The sequence below is a fragment of the Sulfurimonas sp. RIFOXYD2_FULL_34_21 genome (assembly GCF_001830805.1).
In the GTDB taxonomy this organism is placed as follows: domain Bacteria; phylum Campylobacterota; class Campylobacteria; order Campylobacterales; family Sulfurimonadaceae; genus Sulfurimonas.
Genome location: NZ_MICH01000002.1, coordinates 63,519 through 85,546, shown reverse-complemented (window position 1 = coordinate 85,546; position 22,028 = coordinate 63,519). Strand labels below are relative to the sequence as shown.

General features: G+C 33.4%; 14 protein-coding genes. 8 read left to right on the top strand and 6 right to left on the bottom strand.

What is annotated here, in order from left to right; translation table 11 throughout:
• The first annotated feature begins 11 nt into the window (after positions 1 to 11).
• Genes A2530_RS01700 through A2530_RS01670 form a run of 7 tightly spaced genes read left to right on the top strand, consistent with a single transcriptional unit; the run spans position 12 to position 14,173 of the window.
• Complete coding sequence (locus A2530_RS01700) at positions 12 to 3,119, top strand: Mur ligase family protein (protein WP_294884491.1); 3,108 nt, start codon at positions 12 to 14, stop codon at positions 3,117 to 3,119.
• On the top strand, positions 3,120 to 5,558 hold the full coding sequence (locus A2530_RS01695; protein WP_294884493.1) for a Mur ligase family protein: 2,439 nt from the start codon (positions 3,120 to 3,122) through the stop codon (positions 5,556 to 5,558).
• A complete protein-coding gene (locus A2530_RS01690; protein WP_294884494.1) occupies positions 5,548 to 6,720 on the top strand; it encodes a hypothetical protein in 1,173 nt (390 codons plus the stop codon). Before A2530_RS01695 ends, A2530_RS01690 begins: the two co-directional genes overlap by 11 nt.
• Entirely contained in the window at positions 6,717 to 10,082 is a 3,366-nt protein-coding gene (locus A2530_RS01685) for a hypothetical protein (protein ID WP_294884496.1), read from the top strand. Before A2530_RS01690 ends, A2530_RS01685 begins: the two co-directional genes overlap by 4 nt.
• Positions 10,079 to 11,068, top strand: a complete 990-nt coding sequence (locus tag A2530_RS01680; RefSeq protein ID WP_294884497.1) for a hypothetical protein — start codon at positions 10,079 to 10,081, stop codon at positions 11,066 to 11,068. The genes A2530_RS01685 and A2530_RS01680 overlap by 4 nt, the downstream gene beginning before the upstream one ends.
• A complete protein-coding gene (locus A2530_RS01675; protein WP_294884499.1) occupies positions 11,046 to 13,463 on the top strand; it encodes an aminotransferase class V-fold PLP-dependent enzyme in 2,418 nt (805 codons plus the stop codon). The genes A2530_RS01680 and A2530_RS01675 overlap by 23 nt, the downstream gene beginning before the upstream one ends.
• The gene (locus tag A2530_RS01670) at positions 13,460 to 14,173 is read left to right on the top strand and encodes a phosphocholine cytidylyltransferase family protein (RefSeq protein ID WP_294884501.1); all 714 of its coding nucleotides are present in this window, start codon (positions 13,460 to 13,462) and stop codon (positions 14,171 to 14,173) included. The genes A2530_RS01675 and A2530_RS01670 overlap by 4 nt, the downstream gene beginning before the upstream one ends.
• Here A2530_RS01670 and A2530_RS01665 read toward each other — a convergent pair.
• From A2530_RS01665 to pyrH, 6 genes are read right to left on the bottom strand one after another with little or no spacing between them, the layout of a single operon-like run.
• Positions 14,170 to 15,588, bottom strand: coding sequence for an N-acetylmuramoyl-L-alanine amidase (locus tag A2530_RS01665; RefSeq protein ID WP_294884502.1), 1,419 nt, complete (start codon positions 15,586 to 15,588; stop codon positions 14,170 to 14,172). The two genes, A2530_RS01670 and A2530_RS01665, sit on opposite strands and share 4 nt — an antisense overlap.
• A 7-nt stretch (positions 15,589 to 15,595) precedes the next feature.
• Positions 15,596 to 16,687 (bottom strand): nitronate monooxygenase, encoded by a 1,092-nt coding sequence (locus A2530_RS01660; protein WP_294884503.1) that lies wholly within the window; start codon positions 16,685 to 16,687, stop codon positions 15,596 to 15,598.
• Positions 16,687 to 17,886, bottom strand: a complete 1,200-nt coding sequence (tyrS, locus tag A2530_RS01655) for a tyrosine--tRNA ligase (protein ID WP_294884504.1) — start codon at positions 17,884 to 17,886, stop codon at positions 16,687 to 16,689. Before tyrS ends, A2530_RS01660 begins: the two co-directional genes overlap by 1 nt.
• A 24-nt stretch (positions 17,887 to 17,910) precedes the next feature.
• Entirely contained in the window at positions 17,911 to 20,064 is a 2,154-nt protein-coding gene (locus tag A2530_RS01650) for a RelA/SpoT family protein (RefSeq protein WP_294884505.1), read from the bottom strand.
• Between the two features lie 5 nt (positions 20,065 to 20,069).
• Positions 20,070 to 20,288, bottom strand: a complete 219-nt coding sequence (locus A2530_RS01645; RefSeq protein WP_294884506.1) for a DNA-directed RNA polymerase subunit omega — start codon at positions 20,286 to 20,288, stop codon at positions 20,070 to 20,072.
• Between the two features lie 23 nt (positions 20,289 to 20,311).
• A complete protein-coding gene (gene pyrH, locus A2530_RS01640) occupies positions 20,312 to 21,025 on the bottom strand; it encodes a UMP kinase (protein ID WP_294884508.1) in 714 nt (237 codons plus the stop codon).
• A gap of 146 nt (positions 21,026 to 21,171) precedes the next feature.
• On the opposite strand from pyrH, the gene A2530_RS01635 reads away from it, so the two are divergent.
• On the top strand, positions 21,172 to 21,963 hold the full coding sequence (locus A2530_RS01635; protein WP_294884510.1) for a TOBE domain-containing protein: 792 nt from the start codon (positions 21,172 to 21,174) through the stop codon (positions 21,961 to 21,963).
• The last annotated feature ends 65 nt before the right edge of the window (positions 21,964 to 22,028 follow it).

Below are 22,028 nucleotides of genomic sequence, written 5' to 3'. Positions count from 1 at the left end.
AGGATAAAAATATGTCGGGCATTCATTACTTAAAAAAATTTGACAAATCCCAATTTTGGAGATTTTTCGTTGACGGAAGATTTCAAAAAAAGTATAACGGTTGGGTTGGATATGAAGCAGGAGAGAGAGGAAGCGTTCAGGCTCTTTTAAACGGCTTTGCTTTTATGCTGGATAACTTTGATATATCCGGCGGACTAAGAGCCACTTACTTACGCGAACTTCACAAAGTCTGCATGTTAAGCGTTGAAACGACAAATCTAAAATCAAGTCCCGGGGATATTCGTTACCTAAATTCAGGAATGCCGTTTTTTGCAAAATCTACTACATATAATCATCTAGTTGAAGTATTTGAGATGCGCAAAGATGATAATACGGCTATCTTTAATAGTCAAAAATGGGGTAAAACCGCAAACGAGCTTAATGTAGATGAAGTTTATGAGGCGATGTTAAAAGATGGAAAAATAAACTACCGCAACTGGTATCCGAACATAACAAAAAAGCAACAAGAAGCTATTGAGGGCAAGCTATCTTTACATGAGTTTTATGAAGCTAAACATGCCGTACAGATGATGATGGTTGCAAAGATGGAAGATATTGTCGATAGATACAACAAAAATATAAAAAAAGCTTCAACAGACGAGGAAAAACTAAGAGTAATCGCGCTGGTTCCTCGTGAGCTTGAACTTTTACACCCTTTTCCAGACGGAAACTCAAGAACGTTTAGCTGTGTTACGCTTACTCATCTTTTAACATATAACGGCTTTAGCCCCGCTCTGCTTGAAAACCCAAACTTAGACAATGAAGTATCTCTATTAGAGTGGATTGAAGAGGTTAAAAAAGGGATGCAAAGAACAAAGGATTTAATTGCGAATCCTGAATTAAGATTGTTTGACTACTCTATTTTAGATATGGCTAAAGAAGATAGAGAAAAATTTACTCAAATGGCTTCAGAACTGATTAAAAAAATAGATAATCATCACGAGATATTTTTAACACCAAAGAGAGTCGTAAAATATACGGGCGGAGAGTGGATAAAAGATGGAGTATATGACAACCTTACATTTAGCGGCGTTGGAACTTACGGAACATACCAAAAAGGCAATATCTATTTTACAATGGCAATAAAAGATTGGATAAAAGAGGAAAAAAATGTTGAGAGTGAACTAAAAAAAGTTTTGGACAAAGGCATAAAAGCAGTTGTTTTGGATAACTTAGATTATGCACACCTAATAGATTTGCCTATTTTATATGTAAAAGATTGTTTTGAAGCATTTAAAAAATGTGCCCTCACAGTCAGACAAGAGCATAACCCTTATACCGTTTTAATCACGGGAACAGAAGGAAAAACCGGAGCAAAAGTTCAATTTCACCATATCTTAAATAACCAGGCGAAAACACATGCTGTCTTAAACAGCGCAAATACGGAAGTCCCCGTACTTCGCTCGCTTATTAATCTTGAAGAAGATGATATCATAGAGATAAACGAAGTCTCAGTCGGAAGCGATGAGGCATATAGGGTCGAGAGAACAAAAATGGTAAATCCAAACCTCTGTTTCTTTACAAATATAGGTCCAAATCATATGGATATGCATAAAACCCTAGATAATATAATGACGGCAAAATCTTCCGTAGTAGAGGGTCTAAGAGAAGGTGGAAAATGTATTTTGAACTCAAGCATAGAGCACTATCCTAAACTTCTAAACGCTATATATAAAAGAAGGGTTGACGTACCTATTTTAACCTATGGAAATCTTGAGAGCGACAATGCAAAAATTATTACTAAAAGTTTCGATTCTAAAAGGTTTGGCTGGAATATAAAAGCAGATATTGACGGTGAAATCGTAGAGTATTTCTTACCGCTGTTTCAATTACACGCTCCGCTTACAAGTGTCGGTATTTTGCTTGCCGTAAAAGAGATGGGTTACGACGTTAAAAAAGCGGCAGCCGATTATGACGGGCTTGTGCCGTTTGAGACTATGGGAAGAATGTTAAGTATAAAAAAACGCTCAGGAATCGTTCACTTTTACGACCAAAGCAGACGCGGCGGAATTCATGGAATGCGTTCGGCATTTAACGACATGAAAAACTTTAAACTTGACGGAAAGATAGTTGCGCTTGTAGGCGGAATATCTACCAAAAAAGATAGCGACTGGACAAAAGAAGCTCACGGTGAACTTGCAAAAATGATAAACGAGAGCAAGATAGACAGACTCTATACTACGGGTAACTATATGAACTATGTTACCGATAATCTAAAAAATTCTAATATACATGTAACGCATAGCGACGATTTGGACTATTTGGCACAAACGCTCTACAGTGAAGTTCAAGGCGGAGATTTGCTCTTTATAATTGGAAATGCATACCTCTATTTAGGTCGTGTTGCAGATAAAATCTTAAAATTTAAAGACAAGAGTAAATATGATTCCTCAATTGACGGTTATGAACTCTCAACAAAAGATTTATTGAAATATAAAACTATGATAGTTTTAGATGAGGTAGAAAATAAAATTCCGCTTGAAATATCTCTTTTAAATAATGCTATTTCAAAAGAAGATTATAAAGAAATAACAGATAAATATAGCACTTTTACCGATTTGAGAGCTTCTATGCTTATGAACTTTTTTAAATCGCTTGATGAAGATATCTGCTCAAACACTAAGTTTAAATCAGTCAATGATGATATAAAAGAGACGGGAAATGCCTCATATATTTATAATGAAACTTATTGTCAAAAATGGTTTAATAATCTTGATAAAAAACCTGATTTACCTAAAAAACAGCTATTTGGAAGTTTTTACTACTTTGGAGACGATAAATATCTTTTACATGTAGAAGCAGCTACTATGAACTTGCATATAGGTTTTGTAAAGTATGTTAAAGATAACGGGAAATTTAAAGTTATTAAAATGGATGAAAATGAGAAAAGCGAAATAGAAGAGAAATTCTCACATGTTATTCATCTGCCTTTTGAGTACAGAACGTGGGGATTAAAATGGTTTAGCGTTGATTGCGGAAGATTAATCGATTTTACCGATGCAAAAAACTATTTTACCGTTACCGATTTTTCAAAAAGCACACTAAATGATATATTATCCAAAGTAGTAAAAGAGCTATAGATGGTTGATAATCATTTATGTTTTAGCGCCGAAGATATAGCAGATATAACGGGCGGAACATGGGAAAACCTTAATGATAATACTCTAATTATAAAAGAGTTTCAAAATACATATCACTATTTAAAAAAGGGAGATTGTTTTGTTGTAAGGTCTGATAACTGGCCTAATTCAAGTGCTTACAAAAATAATGAACACCTCATAAATAAAGCCGTAAAAAAAGGAATTAGTGCGATTATTGTCGATGAAAATTTAAAAATAAACGTAAATATTCCTGTTTTAAAAGTAGAAAACAGCTATTTTGCAATAAAGAAATTAGCTAAATATGCAAGTAAAAACACTCAAGCAAAAAAAGTCTTGATTACTGGAAGCTACGGAAAAACAGGTTTTAAACTAAATCTCAATCATATATCAAAAAAACAAAAAAGTTGTTACGTTAGAGCAAACAGTGCAAACTATGCTGCATCTACCTACTGTAATACAGCTTCCATAAAACAAGACAATGAACTCTTTTTACTTGAACTTCCGGTATCTAAAAAAGAAAAAATCCAAAGAAGAAGCCGCCTAATAAATCCGGACATAGGAGTAATAACTTCTATCGGGCATGAAGGAATTGAGCGATTTAAAAGCATTGAAGCCATTATAGAAAATAAACTCTCAATTGCTTATGGAATCAAAAAAGGCGGGAAACTTCTTCTGCCGCACGATGATGAACACTACTTGCAGATAAAAAAAGAGGCAAAAAAATACAGACATGTAGATATCTTAACCTACGGAACCCCAAGAAGATGCAATGCAAATCTTTTATATAAAAAGTTTGAAGATTTTGGATGGAATGTTATTGCAAAAATTGAAGACAGAGTCGTTGCTTATCGAGTACCGTTTTTTGAAGAGTATGCCGTTTCTACCTCGCTTGGAGTCTTGCTTTGTGCATATCATTTAGGTTTAGATATACATGACGCGGCAAATGAGTACTACTCTTGCGAAAATTTTAAAAGTAGCGGACTATTTTACAAAGTAAATTACAAGAGTAAAAATTTTTATCTTTATGATCAGAGTAAACGAGGCGGTATAGAGGGTTATGAGAATTTTTTTAAAACTTTTAGCTATATTGAACCGAAAAACAACGGAAGAAAAATTTTACTCACATCTGAATTTGTTGACTATAAAGACGGTGAGATTGCATTTATCGATACTAAAAAGTTTCAAAAACTTATAAAAGATTCAGGGATAAAAACTTTTTACAGTGTTGAGAAATTCAGTGAACATATCAATGTTTTAAGTGACAAATCCATCTGGAAAAATCACAGTATAGATTTTAATAATATAAAAGATGAAATTATAGACTCCATAAAAGATGACGACATTCTATGTGTTAAAGGAATTTTTGAGAGCATCCTGCCAAAATTTATACTCTACATAAAAAATTTAGACGGCATCAAACTTACAAAAGTAAAATCAAAGAATAGTATGCAAGATGAAAATTTATCTTTTAGAGGCTTAAGAGCTTTACATGTAGATGACTTAGCTACTTTCAAAAAATATACTCATGCAGCAGATAAAGCATCTTGGATTTATTATTTTCCTTTTTTATATTTTTGGTCGCTATCAAACAGCAGAGAACTCCTTATCGGCGAACAAAACAGCTCAATAAAACTCTTTTTGCTTCGCACTCTAAATGGAGAAAAAAAGCCGGATTTTGAGATGTTTATACCTCCGTTGCCTTTTAATGAGACTGTTTTAGATAATTCTTTAAATGCTCTTTACAGATATAATAAAAAGCAAAAAGCAAAAATTTTATGGGTTGACAGAGATGATTTAATAAAAATAAAAAGCTCAAAAAAATTTGATGATATTTTATTTAAATTAAGAGACAGAGAATATATCTATAATCCTAAAATATATAATGATTTATCTGGGCAAAAACTTAGAAACATTCGAAGAGCCGTAGCAAAAATAGATACTCTTGAAAATGTTGAGATTTTAGAGTACTCGAATAAAGATAAAAAAGAGTGTTTAGAACTTCTTGACGAATGGAGTATAAGACAAAGTTCAAAGTATAATAATTTAGATAACAGATATACAAAGATGTGTTTAGAGTATGCTCATCTATTTGACAAAAAAGACCTTTTGGGCTTAGTATTTAAAATAGATTCTAAAATAAAATCATTCCATTTTGCAGGGGAGATAACTAAAAATATAGGAAGTCTATTTGTAATTAAAAGTGACCATAACATAAACGGTTTACATATTTATATGGAATATCTGATGATAATAAAGATGCAAAATTTTAATTTTTTAAATGCAGCTTCCGATATGGGACATACAGGTTTAAAACATAACAAGCAAATACTTCGACCCGCTAAGATGTTAAACATGTATAAAGCTTACAAAGATAAAAAAGTTACAATTCAAAAAGAGGCTTTTAAAGATGAGTTTTAAATTTTTTATCCTCTTTTTTATAAATATCACACTTTTAAGTGCGGTCGATGTAACCAAAGATATTGAACTTATAGGCAATCCTTCAAAATCGCAATTTAGTGACGGAGAAGCGGCATATTCGAGAAATGTCTGGGATTTGCAGGTTTATAATGATAAGCTTTTTATAGGAGCAGGCAACAGTGCAAATGAAGGACCGTCTAAAAACTCAGGCAATGTAGAACTACATGTATATAATCCTAAAACACTCAAGTTTAATAAAGAAACTACTATTTATGATGACCAAATCGATATATTTAAACTCTTAGACGACAAGCTTTTTATCCCAGGTCATGATGCTACGGGAAGCTGGAATTTTGGAAACTTTTATCTAAGAGTGGATAATCAAAAATGGATGATGTATAGAAATATACCAAAAGCTCTACATGTATATGATTTGGCATATAAAGATAAAAAACTCTTTGCAGGAGTAGGTCTTTACGAAGGTGCCGCTGTTGGCATAACAAAAGATTTGGGTAAAAACTGGGAGATTATTAAACTCGGCAGCAGCAGAGTTTATAGTTTTTTACAAATAGGCGATGAGCTTTTTGCATTAAAAAAATTTAAACATACATCTAAACCATATTTTAGCGTTGCACAGTATAAAAACAAAAACTTTGTACCTAGATACGATATAAGTATATACGATATGTTCCCTTCTACAAAGTTTGACATAAAATACTCAAGAGCGACAAGGATAATAAGCTTTGACGATAAAGCAATCTATCTGGGAGCATACAAATACAACTCTCACCAGACAAAACCTTTTGGTCTTTATTATACAATCTTAAAAAATGGTAATTTATATTCAAAAAGAGTAAAATTAAAAGACGGTTACATACCTAGAGATATTATAAAAAGAGATGATACAATTTATGTCTTGAGTTCAAAAAGTGTAAAAGAGAACACCGAAATAGAGGTTTTGGAATTTAAAACAGATGATTTAACGAAATACAAAAAATTGTTTTCATTTGAGTATCCGACATTTGCTAGATCTTTTGAACTGCTTGATGGAGCTTTTTATTTTGGAATGGGTTGCGATGTTGATGAGGGCGATATTTGGAAGATGAGCGATATTAAAAAAGAGAGCGGAGATTTGGTGGTTTACAGATGGAAAAAGCAATGAAACTATATAACTTTGGCGAAAATAGCGCATATCAGCACTGTGTCGTAGTAGAGCCTTTTAGACTCTTTTATAATTTAAGCGGTGATGATAAGACACCAAAAAAGCTTGACTATGCAGATGCTGTGCGAATACCTGATTATGTTACGGATTTGATAAAAGTATTTTACCACGCTTACAATATCTACATAAATATATACAAGCTTAACGACCCTCTAAAAAAAGGTATATACTATGAAAAAGGTGCAAAGTTTATTGACATCATGCTAACTGCAATCCCTACCCAAAAAGGTTTAGTGGCCGCAGAACTTGTTGACAACAGCGCTTTGTTTAAAGGTCAGCACTCAATGCAAGGTGATGCCATAAGAGTACTCTTAGATAACAATCTTATTAAAAAAACCGCAACTCCCATACATGAGCTTTTTCATATATTTCAGTACTCATATTCATCTTTTAACAACATGTGGTTTATGGAAGGACTTGCCAGATGGGCGCAAAATATTACACATAATCGAGCTGACAAATATGAGGCACTGCCGCAAAATTTGGATGAACTTGAAATCTTAATCAATAAAACTCATGACGCAGAGTATTTTTGGAAAAGGCTCATTACACTTGTCGGCGATGAAAAACTATTTATAAACTCTCTTTTAAAATACTCTTCATACGAAACATCTTTGGTTGAGAAAAAATTCGGTACAAAAGAGAGATATATTAAAAACAGTTGGAGCAAAGAGGAGAAAAAAAACACTCTTAATAATAAATATATATTTAGCGCAATTGTAAATGCTGTTAAAGATTGTATGCCTACAAGAAATGAAGAGTTGGATGAGTTTTTAACACTTATTTCTAAAAATAGCGAAACGCAACTAGAACGATTTGACACCTTGCAGATACAGAGATTTTTAAAAGTTCTACAACTTAACCATAATGAGTTTATAAATGAATTTGACTCTATTTTATATTGTGAATATTATGATGTAGAGACAAAAACATTAAATATTCCAAAATTAAATTGTGTAGATTTATCGGAATATGAACTAGATTGTTTAAACGCTGTAGAGAATTTAAAGGGTGATTTAATTATCTCATCAAAAGAGATAAAACATTTAAACAGTTTTAACTATCTTCGCAGTGTAGAGAACCTCTGCATTACGGATATGCAAAACCTAGAGTCAATAAACGGCTTTAACTCTTTAGAGAGAATAAACTCTTTAGAGATTTCCAAAAATGAGTTACTAGAAGAGATAAACGGTTTTAATATTCTCTTTAGAAAAAACGACACGGTAGATGATTTTATTAAAATAACGCACAATAAAAAACTTCAAAATATACGTTTTTTAAAAAATTTAAGAGTTGTGAAATCATCATTTTATCTGCATCATAATGCACTTACAAATTTAAAAGGTCTTGAGGGTTTAGAGTATGTCGGCGCCAGTTTTTCTCTATCTTCAAACAAATTAGACGACTTATCCGCATTATCAAAACTAAACACTGTAAAAGGGATGCTGGGAATTGCTTATAACAATCTTTCTACGTTAAACGGGCTAGAGAATCTACAAAAAATTTATACTACAAAATGGAACGCTCAAAATAGAACCATCGCCATTCATAACAACCCTGATTTATATGATATATCAGCTTTAGAAAATTTACAAAATGATGAAGATTATTATCTTATAATCTCTATAGACTCTTACACACAGTACAAAAAGAAGCCCTCTTTAGAGTCAAACTTTCACAAAAACATACTAGAACTCTACGAAAAAAATACAAACAAATTTATACCGACATACAAGTTTGCCACTAAGCCGGCGCACGATTATAAAAATTTCGGAAAAACTACACACAGCCTAAAACTCTCTTACATGTTTGATTTTGAGGTAGAGTCCGATATTTTGATTATCTCTTTTTCGGGATTTAACGGTTGGCTTGGCGGAGTATTTAACTCAAGATATCCATACATTATCGATGAGATGAAAACAAATAAAATTTTTATTATGGATAAAAAAAATTCTTGGTTTCATAACGGAATTGAGGGCGTTACAAAAAATATACAAGAGACAATCACTCTTTTAAAAGAGATAACGGATGAGAAAAAATACTCCAAAATTCTTTGTATAGGTGCCTCTATGGGCGGTTATATGGCTCTTCTTTGCGGAAAGATTTTAGGTGCGACAAACATTGTGGCATTTTCGCCTCAATCATTTTTAGATACTCTAAACCGTGAAAAACATAGTGACATAAGATGGGAAAAAGAGTTAGAAAAGTTAAATAAATCAAAAGCCGACAAAGAGTATTTTGATTTGGAGCCGCTTTACAGGGAGCCTCTTGATGAAAATGTAAATATAGAGATTCACTACTCTAAAGATATTAAACTAGACGAACTTCATGCACTACATTTAAAGAGCAAAAAAGTTAAATTAATCGCGCATGATGATTGTGACCATTATATAGCAGTATGTTTGCATAAAAAGGGTGTATTGGAAGAGCTGATTTTAAAAAATCTATCTCTAAACATACAAGAAAAAGCAATCCCTAAAAAAAGCCAAAAAAAATTAAAAATTTTATTCGCAGACAAGTGGCAAAAAGCAGTTTTGAAATGCGACTGGCTTGATGCTTATCATATAAACTTTAAAAAGATAAAAGAGGTTATAAAATACGCTAAAGAAAATGATATAAAAGTACTTTTTGCAAACAACTATGCTACACAGAGTGCTATTTTAAAACATAACGATTTACTTTTACAAAATGGCTTGAAGTTTATAGTAAACAACAAAAAAGCACTTCGAGATTTTGTTGACAAACAAAAGTTCTACGACATAATGATAAAAAACAATATGAGCAACTACGTGCCGAAATACTACATGTTAGATGATGATATAAAGTTTCCATGCATGGTAAAAACAAAAACCGGCGGAGCAGGAAGAGGCGTATATCTTGCTTATAGTAAAAAAGATATAACTAAAGTAGATGAAAACAGTATCATCTCAGAATATCTGCCAAGCAATACGGAGTATGCAACAAGCATATTTTACAAGAACGGAAAAATTTTAAAAGAGGTGACTTTTAGCAAAACCGCCGATAAAGAGGTTTATGTTTTACAGCAAGAGAGCAAAAAAAATATTCAAACAAAAAAAGAAGAGACGCAATTTCTCGATATTTTTAGAGATATTATAGAGATTTTTAGCGGTAAAAAAGGGTACTGCCAATGCAGTATAAACTATAAAATACAAAACGGTATTCCTAAAATCTTTGAAATAAATCCTAGAATCGGCTATACTTTGGCAGGATTTTGCGACGAGTTTAAAGGGATGATGGATATTTACATAAACGAAGTAAACACTAGGTATGAACTAAATTGAATCCTGTAAAATACGTAAGAGTAATATTTTTTATACTTTTTTTTCTTCCGATTTATAGTTATGCAAATTCATATTTAAGCACTCTGGATAAAATTTATAAACAAGACGAGTTTAGAATATACTATACGTTAGAGGGCGAGAATGCACTGCCTAAAAAAAATCAGATTGACTCAAACAACAATAAAATTCCTGATTACGTTGAAAATATTGCAAATCAGCTTAATGAAGCTTCAAGATTATTAATTGATGATTTTAAATTTATACACCCTCTGGCTCAGCCGAGATTTAAAGACAAAGCGCACTATATAGACATACATTTGATACCTATAAAAGTCAACGGTGCCGCGGGAGACGTAGTAGATGAAAAAAACGACTCTTTAGTAATAAAATTTTCTCTTGATTTAGTTCCATATACCCTAACCCCGCTACACGAGTTTTTTCATCTAATACAATACGGATACAGCATGTTTAACAACCGCTGGTCGATGGAAGGTCAGGCAAGATGGATAGAGTACGCTTTTAGAAAAGGTACGGGAAAACATAAAAAACTGCCATCCTCTATACAAGAGATAAATGAGCTTACAAAAACTATATATGAGTCAAGCTATTTTTGGGAGAGAATAGCTTTTTTGTCGGATAAAAGCGATTGCTATTTTAACCATGAGAAAGAGTATAAAAATATTTTTACAGATAAATATTGGATAGAAGATGAAAAGCTCTGCGGAATTGATATCATTAAAAATATCTTAGAAAATTATCAAAAATATGATAAAGAAGTTGCAAAATTATACGGTTTTACACAATACGGATGGAGTGAAAAAGAGCAAAAATCACCAAACAACGATTTATATATCTTACTTTCTATCAGAGACACCTTGAGTAATCTACAAAATAAAAACACAGAGATTATAGATTTTATCAACGTAATAAACAGATACAAAAGTCTAATTGAAAAGGAACAACATGTCACAAAAATTTCAAAATGATTTACAAAATCAGGAGCTTCCATACACTATGGAAGTCGGAAGCGGATCAAAAACTTTACTGATTACGTTTGCCGGGATAAGCGGTGCTATCGGGCTATACCCTTTTGAATTTTTTAAAATAACACAAGGTTTTGAGATTGATAAAATATTTATAAGGGATTTTGAACAATCTTGGTATCACAAAGGAATGAGAGGAATAAGCGATTCAATTGAAACAACCGCAAAATATCTTAAATCAATTATAAAATCGCATAATTATAAAAAAGTAGTATGTCTAGGAAACTCTATGGGAGGATATGCTGCTATTGTAATTGGACATCTAATAAAGGCAGATATGGTACTCGCTTTTGCGCCTCAAACATTTTTAGATACGAAAAATAGACAAAAATACAGTGACAATCGCTGGGAAGAGCAGATATCGAGGCTGCCGAAACGGATTGATGAAAAATATCTTGATTTATCTAAACTATTAATTTCATTAAACGATAAAACCAAAATAAATATTTATTACTCACTTGATGAGAGAATAGATGTAGAACATGTAAATAAAATTAAGAAATTTAAAAATGTAAATCTTTATCCATACAAGGATGGCGGACACCAATTGGTTCAGTTATTACGAAAAAACGGTGATTTATATAGAATTCTTCGCAATACTTTAACAAAATTCAGCGAAGACAGAATAGCTGCGGTATTTGATGATATAGAAAATAACTATACTCTTGAAGAGTCTCTTGAGAGAAACAGTGTAAAAAAAGATACCTTTTTAAAATACAATAGTATTTATAAAAACTCTCATGACTTTAAAGGGAGTATCTTAGAGAAATTTTTTAAATCAATAGAAAAAGAGGCAATCAAAGAGGGCTTATATAAAGTTGTCGATAATTTTATAAAAAATACAAAAGTACACTCTTTGGAGATATGCACGCAATGGTTTAATAAAGATAAAAAAACATCGCATATGTTTGGAACATATATAGATATTAATCATCCAAAATATCTTTTACGCATAAAAGTAGGTACAAAGAATTTACACATAGGCTTGGTAAAATATATAAAAGAGAATGAATATTACAATATAGTAAAAATGGAGAATAATGATATTGAAAATATTTTAACTTCATACAACAAAAATCTTCCTACAAATCAAAAACTTACGCCTAGAAACTGGGGGAGTCTTTGGTGTTCGGTAGATTGCGGCTCAATTTATGATTTAGCTATTAAAGATACTTTTTCATTATTGAATAATTTTACAAAAAGTAATATTTATAAAAATATTTTTATAGTTTTATTGCAAAATTTGAAAAAAGGAGTATTTATGCAAAATCTTATAAATAAACATATTTTTACACCCGGTCCCGTAAAAATGTCAGAAGATATATTGGCAATAGGAGGTATGCAAACTCCCTATTTTAGAAACAACGAATTTTCGGAAATTTTACTTGATTGTGAAAAGAATTTACTTAAAATAGTTAATGCACCCAAAGATAGCAGAGTTTTGTTTTTAACAGCATCAGGAACGGCTGGAATGGAAGCTACCGCTCAGAACCTTTTAAATAAAGAGGATAAGATAGTTGTAATAAACGGCGGAACATTCGGTCAAAGATTTGTTGACATTTGCACTATACACGACTTAAATCATATTGATTTTAAAGTAAACGACGATAATCTCTCTGATACAAAAAATTTAAAACGGCATAAGGACGCTACGACACTTTTAATAAATGCTCACGAAACAAGCGTAGGTCTGCTTTATGATTTACATGCTATAGGGAAATTCTGTAAAAAAAATGATATTTTTAATATCGTAGATGCAATAAGTATGTTTGTAACAGACAGACTTGACATGTGCTATCACAATATCGATGCATTAATCATAAGTTCACATAAAGGTTTAGCTCTGCCGCCGGGACTTAGTATGGTTATACTATCTCCAAAAGCAATAAAAAGGGTAAATCCAAAACATCAACTCTATTTTGATTTTAATAGTTATATAATTGACGGCAAAAGAGGTCAAACTCCCTTTACTCCTGCCGTTACTATTATCTTACAACTTCAAGCTAGACTGCAACAAATTATAAATGACGGTATTGAATCAGAGATAAATAAAGCAAAAGAGATTTCATCATATTTTAGAGACTCTATAAAGACTCTTCCTCTTAAAGCGTTTAGTAATTTTATGCCAAACGCTTTAACAACTCTTACGCCTACAGACGATAAGTCTGCAAGTACAATTGTAAAAGATTTAGATGAAAAGTATAATGTTGTTGTCGCGCCAAACGGCGGTGCATTAAAAGATAAAGCTTTTAGAATTTCACATATGGGTGCTATGACAAAAGAATATACAGATATTTTAATAGATGCTTTATTTAACTATTACGGGAGAGATAGATGAAAGTTTTAATAATGGCGGCAGGTGTCGGAAGCAGAATAAGCAGACATTTGCAAGGACAACCCAAATGTTGTGTAGATGTTAACGGAAAACCGTTGATACGACATACTTTTGAACTTCTAAAGAAAAAAGGTATTACAAATATCGCAATAGTAACCGGTTATCAAGAAAAGTATATTCACCAAGCACTTGAAGGCTTTGCATATGCGAGATATTTCAACCCTTTTTATAGAGTTGCAAACTCAATATCTTCTGTTTGGTTTGCTCGAGATTTTTTATCTCCAAACGATGATATTATGATAATGAACGGTGACGTGTTTATGGAAGAAAAAATTCTTGATATTGTTTTGTCAGAACAAAGAAGTCCTGTAATGTTAAGCGACAGCAGTCGAATTGAAGATGCCGATTACAGATTTAACTGGGACGGCGATAAACTTAAAAAATACGGTAAAGAGCTTACAAATGAACAGACTACCGGAGAATATGTCGGTATTGGTATCTTAAAAGCCAAAGATTTGGTTCCGTTTAAACAAGCCGTTCTTGATGCCGTATCTTGCGAAGATTATAACTGCTGGTGGGAAGATGTCATATACAGAACCGTAGATAAAGGTGCGGATGTTTTTATAAACAACGTTGCAGGCGTTTTCTGGGCAGAAGTTGATTATATTGAAGATTATGAGAGAATCAAAGAGTTTGTAAAATCACACGCCTAATTATTTGCAAAATATCGCTCTATTCCGTCGGCAAGTCCTTTTGCCATAGTTTTTCTATAATTATTATCCATAAGACGCGTTGCCTCTTTTGGATGAGAGATAAAACCTACTTCAACAAGCACGGAAGGCATTTGAGCTCCTACTAAAACCCAAAACGGGCCTTCACGAACTCCGCCGTCTTTTATATCGTCATATTTTTTATTAAGAAGCCCCAACATTCCTCTTTGCAAATCTATAGCAAGTTTATTTGATGCCAATATATTGTGATGATTTAAAAGATTTAGATAACTATCTTTACCGTAAATATTCATATCACTCATATCTGCGGAGTTTTCTTGAGCTGCAACTTTTTTAGCCCTGTTTGAACGAGACGGAGATAAAAAATAACACTCGATTCCATGAACCTCATCAGAGCTTCCGTTACCGACTGCATTTGCATGTACACTAATAAAAATATCTGCACACTTTTCGTTGGCATATTTTGTTCTATTGCTTAATTTTATAAATTCATCACTATTTCTTGTCATAAAAACTTTGTATCCGCGAGATTTTAAAATCTTTTCAAGCTCATTTGCTATCGTAAAAACAACCTCTTTTTCTTCATATTTTTTATATCCTATTGCACCCGGGTCTTTGCCGCCGTGTCCCGGGTCTATAACTATCGTTTTATTTCTATCAACTCTTGTTGGAGTAGTTGTTACTATCTCGCGTACAGAAGAGTCTAAATTTAAATCAATTACTATATTTTGACTCTCTTGCTCATACTTAAAATCTATTTTAGAGCTATTTTGAATAACTATTCTGATAGTAGTGGGGTTATACTGAGCTATTTTAATTCTATCAATACCTCTTTTGCTTATATTTTCAAACTTTATAAGCATAGATGATTTAACGTCGATAACATACTTATATGATTTCGCTGATGGTTTATGAATGGTAAAGTAACTAATCTGATTTTTATCTAAATTTTTATCAAAAGTTATAACTAATTTTTCATCATTCCATTTTACGGATTCAAGTTTATGAAGCGATTGCACATGTATCTCATCTGCCTTTTTGCTTGCCTGCATTGGTTTAGATGTCGGTTTGTGATAGGTCTGCTTCGCTAAACTCTCTTTTTTTGATTCCTCAATATCGGCAGGAGTAAATTTTTTTAACTCATTTATGTATTTTGAAACATCTATATTAAGTTCTCTGCCACTACTTACTATACCTTGCAAAGTTCTTAGTTTTAAATCTGAATCATCTTCTATTACAGCACGAAGATAGAGATTTTTATAGTCATTATACGCTCTGAATTTATTACTTTGATTTTTTGTTTGCATATAATAATCTGCACGCTTGAGGGTTTCACTACTACTTAGCGCCTCAAGAGAGAGAGCGAAAAATAAAAGAAGGAGGAGAAAACGAATCATTAAACTCTTATTCGCCTTTAGTAAGTTTTTCCATTAGCTCTTTTACGGAAATTATTTTATCAAGTCTATAACCGTTAGTACCTGAGAAAAAAAGACCCGTTTCAAGATTTCCTTCATAAGCATCGCTTAACCTATCCGCAATACAAAAACCGACCTCTTTAGCTTCTTCTCCGCGATTACAAGGAGCCACACAATTTGATATACATTTAATGGCAGGTCCTTCTCTCTTTTCAACAAGCTTTGTCAAATTTGTTCGCACACCTTGAGCCGGATACCCAACAGGCGAGGACATAAGAATAATATCCTCTTTTTTTGCATTTATCAAAACTTGCTTTAGATTATCATGTGCATCACACTCATGCGTTCCGATAAAGCGTGTTCCCATTTGAACGCCTCTTGCACCCAAAGAGAGCATCTCCTCTATATCGTTTTTATCCCATACTCCACCTGCGGCAATTACGGGAATATCTCCCCAAAGTGCCGCCTCTTCTACTACTGGTTTTACAAGGTTTTCCAGCTGATTTTCTTCCATGGAACATTGTTCATAAGTAAAACCTTGATGCCCACCGCTTTTTGGACCCTCTAGTACTACTGCATCCGGGACTCTGTTATATCTCTTTTGCCATCTTTTACAGATAATCTTCAAAGCTTTTGCGGAAGAGACGATAGGGACAAGTGCTACATCAGGATACCCTTCCGTAAATTCAGGCATATTCGTAGGAAGCCCTGCTCCAGTTATTATAATATCTATTCCGGCTTCACATGCATCGGTTACCACGCGCCCGTAATCATTTATAGCATATAAGATATTTGCCGCTAAAGGTTTGTCGCCGCATACTTTTCTAGCATTTTTTATTATCGCTTCAAATCCCTCTTTTGAGTAAAATCCGAGTGCATCAAGAGGTCTGCCTGCTACTAGTTTTGAAGCATATTTTTTATCTTCATAATACCCTGTTCCGACTGCACTAATTACTCCAAGACCACCCTCTTTTGAGACATTTCCCGCAAGCTTATCCCAGCTTATACCGACACCCATTCCACCTTGAACAATAGGTTTGTCTATAATATATTTACCAATTTTTAGCGGTTGCATGCTCATTAGTTCACCCTTAACTTTGCAAATTTTCTTTTTCCGACTTGAAGTACGTACTCTCCGCTTGAGAGCTGTAACTGTTCATCATTAACTTTTTCTTGATTTATTTTAACAGCACCTTGCTTAATATCTCTTCTTGCTTGAGAGGTTGAAGGCGTCATATTGCAATCAACAAGAGCTTTTGCTATCCAAATCTCTCCATCACAACTATATTCATCAATCTCTGATGGTATTTGATTGTTTGAGTGTACTTTTTCAAACTCATCTTTTGCCGCTTTCGCAAGTTCTTTTGAGTGAAACCTTGCAGTAATCTCTAAAGCCAAATCCTCTTTAACCGCTTTAGGATGTAAAGAACCGCTCTCTACTCCACTTTTTAGACCTTCAATCTCAGACAATGTTTTTGTGCTTAAAAGCTCATAATATCTCCACATAAGCTCATCGGATACACTAAGAACTTTCCCATACATGTCGTTTGGCTCATCTGCAACACCGATATAGTTATTTAGAGATTTACTCATCTTCTGTACGCCGTCAAGACCCTCTAAAATAGGCATCATTAAAACAGACTGCTCTTTTCCTATCTCATAAGCTCGCTGAAGATGTCTTCCCATCAAAAGATTAAATTTCTGATCTGTTCCGCCTATCTCTATATCGCTTTTTAGATGAACGCTGTCATATCCTTGAAGAAGCGGATAGATAAATTCACTGATTGAAATCGATGTTCCGCTTTTGTATCTTTTATCAAAATCATCACGCTCAAGCATCCTAGCAACATTATAAGTCGTAGTTAAAGAGAGCATACCCGACGCACCAAGCGGGTTTATCCACTGGGAATTAAAAACAACTTCGGTTTTAGAAGCATCCAAAATTTTAAATACTTGCTCTTTATAGCTTTTTGCATTCTCTTGTATCTCTGCCGCACTAAGAGTTTTTCTAGTTGCACTTTTTCCTGTCGGGTCACCTATTTGAGCGGTAAAATCACCGATTAAAAACTGTATTTTTGCACCATACTTTTGAAATGTCGCAAGTTTTTGCAAAAGCACGGTATGCCCAAGATGCAAATCAGGTGCCGTAGGGTCAAATCCTGCTTTAACTGTATAAGTTTTACCTTCATCAAAGTATGCCTTTAACAATTTTTGGATTCTTTGAATATCTATAATTTCAGCACTGCCTCTTTCTATCTCTCTTAAAGCTTCTTCTAACATATTTATATATTTCCCATTTAAATTCTATCTATAAGCATCATCGGTACGAATAAGATGTATGACTTTTATTTTTTGCTCGATTTTAGCACGAAGTGAATTAATATCAGCTTCTTTTGACTCAAATCCGATTTCACAATATCTAGTGGACTCGCTTCTGTTTTTTCCAAGTTCTATTTGGTTGATATCAATTTTTAATCTTGCCAGAAAGTTTAAAAACTCAGCCAAAGTACCTACTCCGCTATGAAGAGAAACTATCATATTGTAGTTGTGGACATTTAGTTTTTCCCATCTTACAAATACCATCGGCTCTTTAGCATCTAGTTTTTTTGAGGCACTGCTACACATTTTATGATGTACATGTGCTTTTCCTTTTTCTAAAAATGCCAAAACTTCATCACCGTTTTTAGGATGACAGCAATAATCAAATACAACATCACTGACATAAGATGCACTGTAAACTTCTAAACCTCTAAAACCGTATAGTTTAAGTTTAAATCTATGTCTTGATAAAAATCTTTTAAAACGGCTGTTTTGGCTTATGTCTATGGTATATTTATGTATGACTTCACGAAACTGCTCTATATCGGTAGCAATCGTAGCTCTTTTATCGCAGTTATGATTATCAAACCACTCTTCTACCCTTGAGCTATTTAAATTCATAGCGGTTGCTACAATGTTAATACTTGACTTTGAATCTATATCTCTTACTCTGGCATTGCAGTTATATCTCATATTTGTTTTAGCTTTTGAGGTCTTAACCGCATCAATCCAGCTACATCTCGTGATATTGTTTTCGTCAACTTCTATCTTTACGATATCGCCGTTATGAAGCTCATTTATAAGTGATGTTTTTGTTTTATTGACAAGAGCAGATTTCGCATGATTTCCTACATGTGTATGCACGGCATAAGCAAAATCCAAAACAACGGCGCCGCGAGGAAGGGTAAAAGCTTCTCCGGTGGGAGAGAACACTGATATATCCTCACTGTAAAGGTCATTCTTTATCAAATCGTAAAAATCTTCTACCGATTCGTTTTGATAACCGAGATTATGTAGCCAATCAAGTTTTATATTATCATTCCCGCCGCTTTTGTATTTCCAGTGAGCGGCAACTCCAAGCTCTGCGGTTTTATGCATATCGTAAGTTCTAATTTGAACTTCAAAAATAGCCGTATTATAAAAAACTGTTGTATGAATTGTTCTATAACCGTTATCTTTAGGAACTGCTATATAATCTTTAAATCTTGAGCTTAGCGGTTGAAAATGCAGATGAATAAGACCTAAGATGTTGTAGCATTTAACGGCGTCTTTTGTAAGAATTCTAACGGCTAAAAGATCTAGAACTTCTTCTATCCCCACGCCTTTTCTCTGCATTTTAAGATAAATAGAGTATCTATGTTTAACACGCGAGAGTATCTCAAAATCATCTTCGCAAAAACCGTTTTGAACCAAAATTTTATTTATTGTTTCTTTGAACTCATTTAGCTTCATCTCGATAGCATGATAATTCGTATCAAGATAGTTATCTATATGGAACTTCTCTTCTTTAAAAAGATATGAGAAACTTAAATCTTCTAATAAATTTTTTAAAAAAGAGATTCCTAAACGGTGTGCTATAGGCGAATAAACGACAAGCGTCTCTTCTGCAATTCTCTCTTGTTTTTGAGGAGAAAGCGAATCAAGTGTTAGCATATTATGAAGTCTGTCACAAAGTTTTACAACTAAAACTCTTACATCTTTAATACTAGCTAAGAGCATTTTACGAAATGAGAGCGCTGAAGCGACCAGTCTTTCATCCGAATTTGACGGAATTAATTCAGCATCCCTAATGGTGTCAATCTTTGTAAGACCTTCAACTAGATGAGCGACATCTGCCCCAAAGAGTTCTCTTATCTCGTCAATATTGACTTGTGTGTCTTCGACCACATCGTGAAGAAGTGCCGCAATTGCCATAGATTCATCATCCGTAATAGATGAAACAATGCTGGCAACTAAAATCGGATGAATTATATATGGCTCTCCACTTTTTCTAAACTGTTTTTCATGTGCAGCTATAGAGTAGCTAAGAGCTTTTTTTAGAGTTTCACTCGGAGTAATTTGTGTAAAAAGATAAGCAATTGCAGAGTCAACATCACATATTTGCTTGACTTTTTCTATATCAACTTGACTCTGGCTCAATTGAGTTACTTTTTGATATCCACAAAGCCTTTAACAGTTATAAGGCCCTCTGCTATTTCCATTAAAGCTAAATCAGCAACTTTAACATTTTTTGCAACATTCAACTTGCTTGTCGCACCGTTTAAAAGCTCATCAGTTCTTTTTGCAACTGCTATTGCCAACTGATAACGATCCATTTTTGGGTTATTATCTAAAATCTTTGCAGTTAATACTTCTACTTTCATTTTCTTTCCTTAATTTAATTTACTTATCTTACTATCGAGCAGTTTTGCATGTTACCGTTTTGTAAAATATCTAATAGATTGCCTTTTTTAAACATATCGCACACTAATATAGGCAATGAATTATCTTTTGCCAATGCGATAGAAGTATCATCCATAACTTTGATATCATCACTTAACGCTTGTTCATATGTCAAAACAGACAATTTTACTGCATCACTGAATTTATTTGGATCTTTATCGTAAACACCGTCAACTTTTGTAGCTTTAATTATTACTTCGGCACCTATTTCAACAGCTCTTAGAGTTGCCGCCGTATCTGTCGTAAAGAATGGATTTCCTGTTCCTGCGGCAAAAATAACTACGCGACCTTTTTCCAAATGACGAACTGCACGACGGTTTATATATGGCTCTGCAATTTGTTCCATTTTTATAGCCGTTTGCATACGAACTTGAAGTCCGGCATGTTCACATGCTTCTTGCATTGCAACTCCGTTTATAACAGTTGCTAGCATTCCCATGTAGTCACCTGAAGTTCTCTTGATAATACCGTCTTTAGCCGCCGTTACACCGCGGATAATATTTCCGCCACCGATAACTATCCCTACTTCGATTCCGGCATTTACAAGAGACTTAATCTCCTGTGATATATAATTTAAAATCTGCGTGTCTATTCCATGACCCGCTTCACCTGCAAGAGCTTCACCTGAAAACTTTACTAACACCCGTTTTTTAGCCATGCAATTCCTTTGTAAATATTGCGCGAATAATACTTAAAATTGGCTTTTGTTTTGCTTTGAAAAAAATTGCAATAATAATGCATAATATTATTGACAATCGTTATATATTTTAATATACTACGATACATACAATTTAGGAAATCACAGTGCAAAGTACTCTTCAAGGCCGTTTTTGGATAAGCAAATCAGAACATAATTTTCTTGGAGAAGGACGAATAAGACTCCTAATAAATATCGGCAAAAGCGGTTCTATAACAAAAGCCGCAAAAGCTATGAAAATGAGTTATAAAGCTGCTTGGGACGCTGTTGACGCTATGAATAATCTCTCAGAACACCCTCTTGTCCAAAGCTCAAAAGGTGGAAAAGGGGGCGGCGGAACTCATCTAACCGAGTATGCGAAAGAGCTAATAAATACTTATGAAATTTTACAAGAAGAACATCAACAATTTTTAGACAATCTCTCCAAACGCATCAGCGAAAAAAACGGACATGTTAATCTTTTAAAAAGTATGGATATTCGAATAAGTGCCAGAAATCAGCTCAAGGCAGAAGTTGTAAAAATAGAAAAAGGTGCCGTAGAGAGTAAGATTTTTTTAAAACTTCATGGCGAAGATACCATTATGGCAATAATAACAAATGACTCTATCGATACCCTCGGAATTGAAACCGGAAGCAAACTATTTGCACTTTTTAAAGCAAATGCGTTAACGGTTGACACCGACACTACGCTAAACAAAAGTGATTTAAACCGTTTTATAGGAAAAATTATAAGAATTAATACAGACAGTTTTAATGCGGAAGTTATTATCGAGCTAAACGGTGGCAACACTATATGCTCAACTATGTCAACAGAAAAACTTGATGAACAAAAATTAGAAATAGGAATGGAAGTTGTTGCGTTTTGTAAACCTAACACAATAATTTTAGGTATTTGGTAACAAAAAAGCATACTTTTATTAAATAATAAATAAAAGTTATAGTTAGTTTTTTATATTAACGTAAA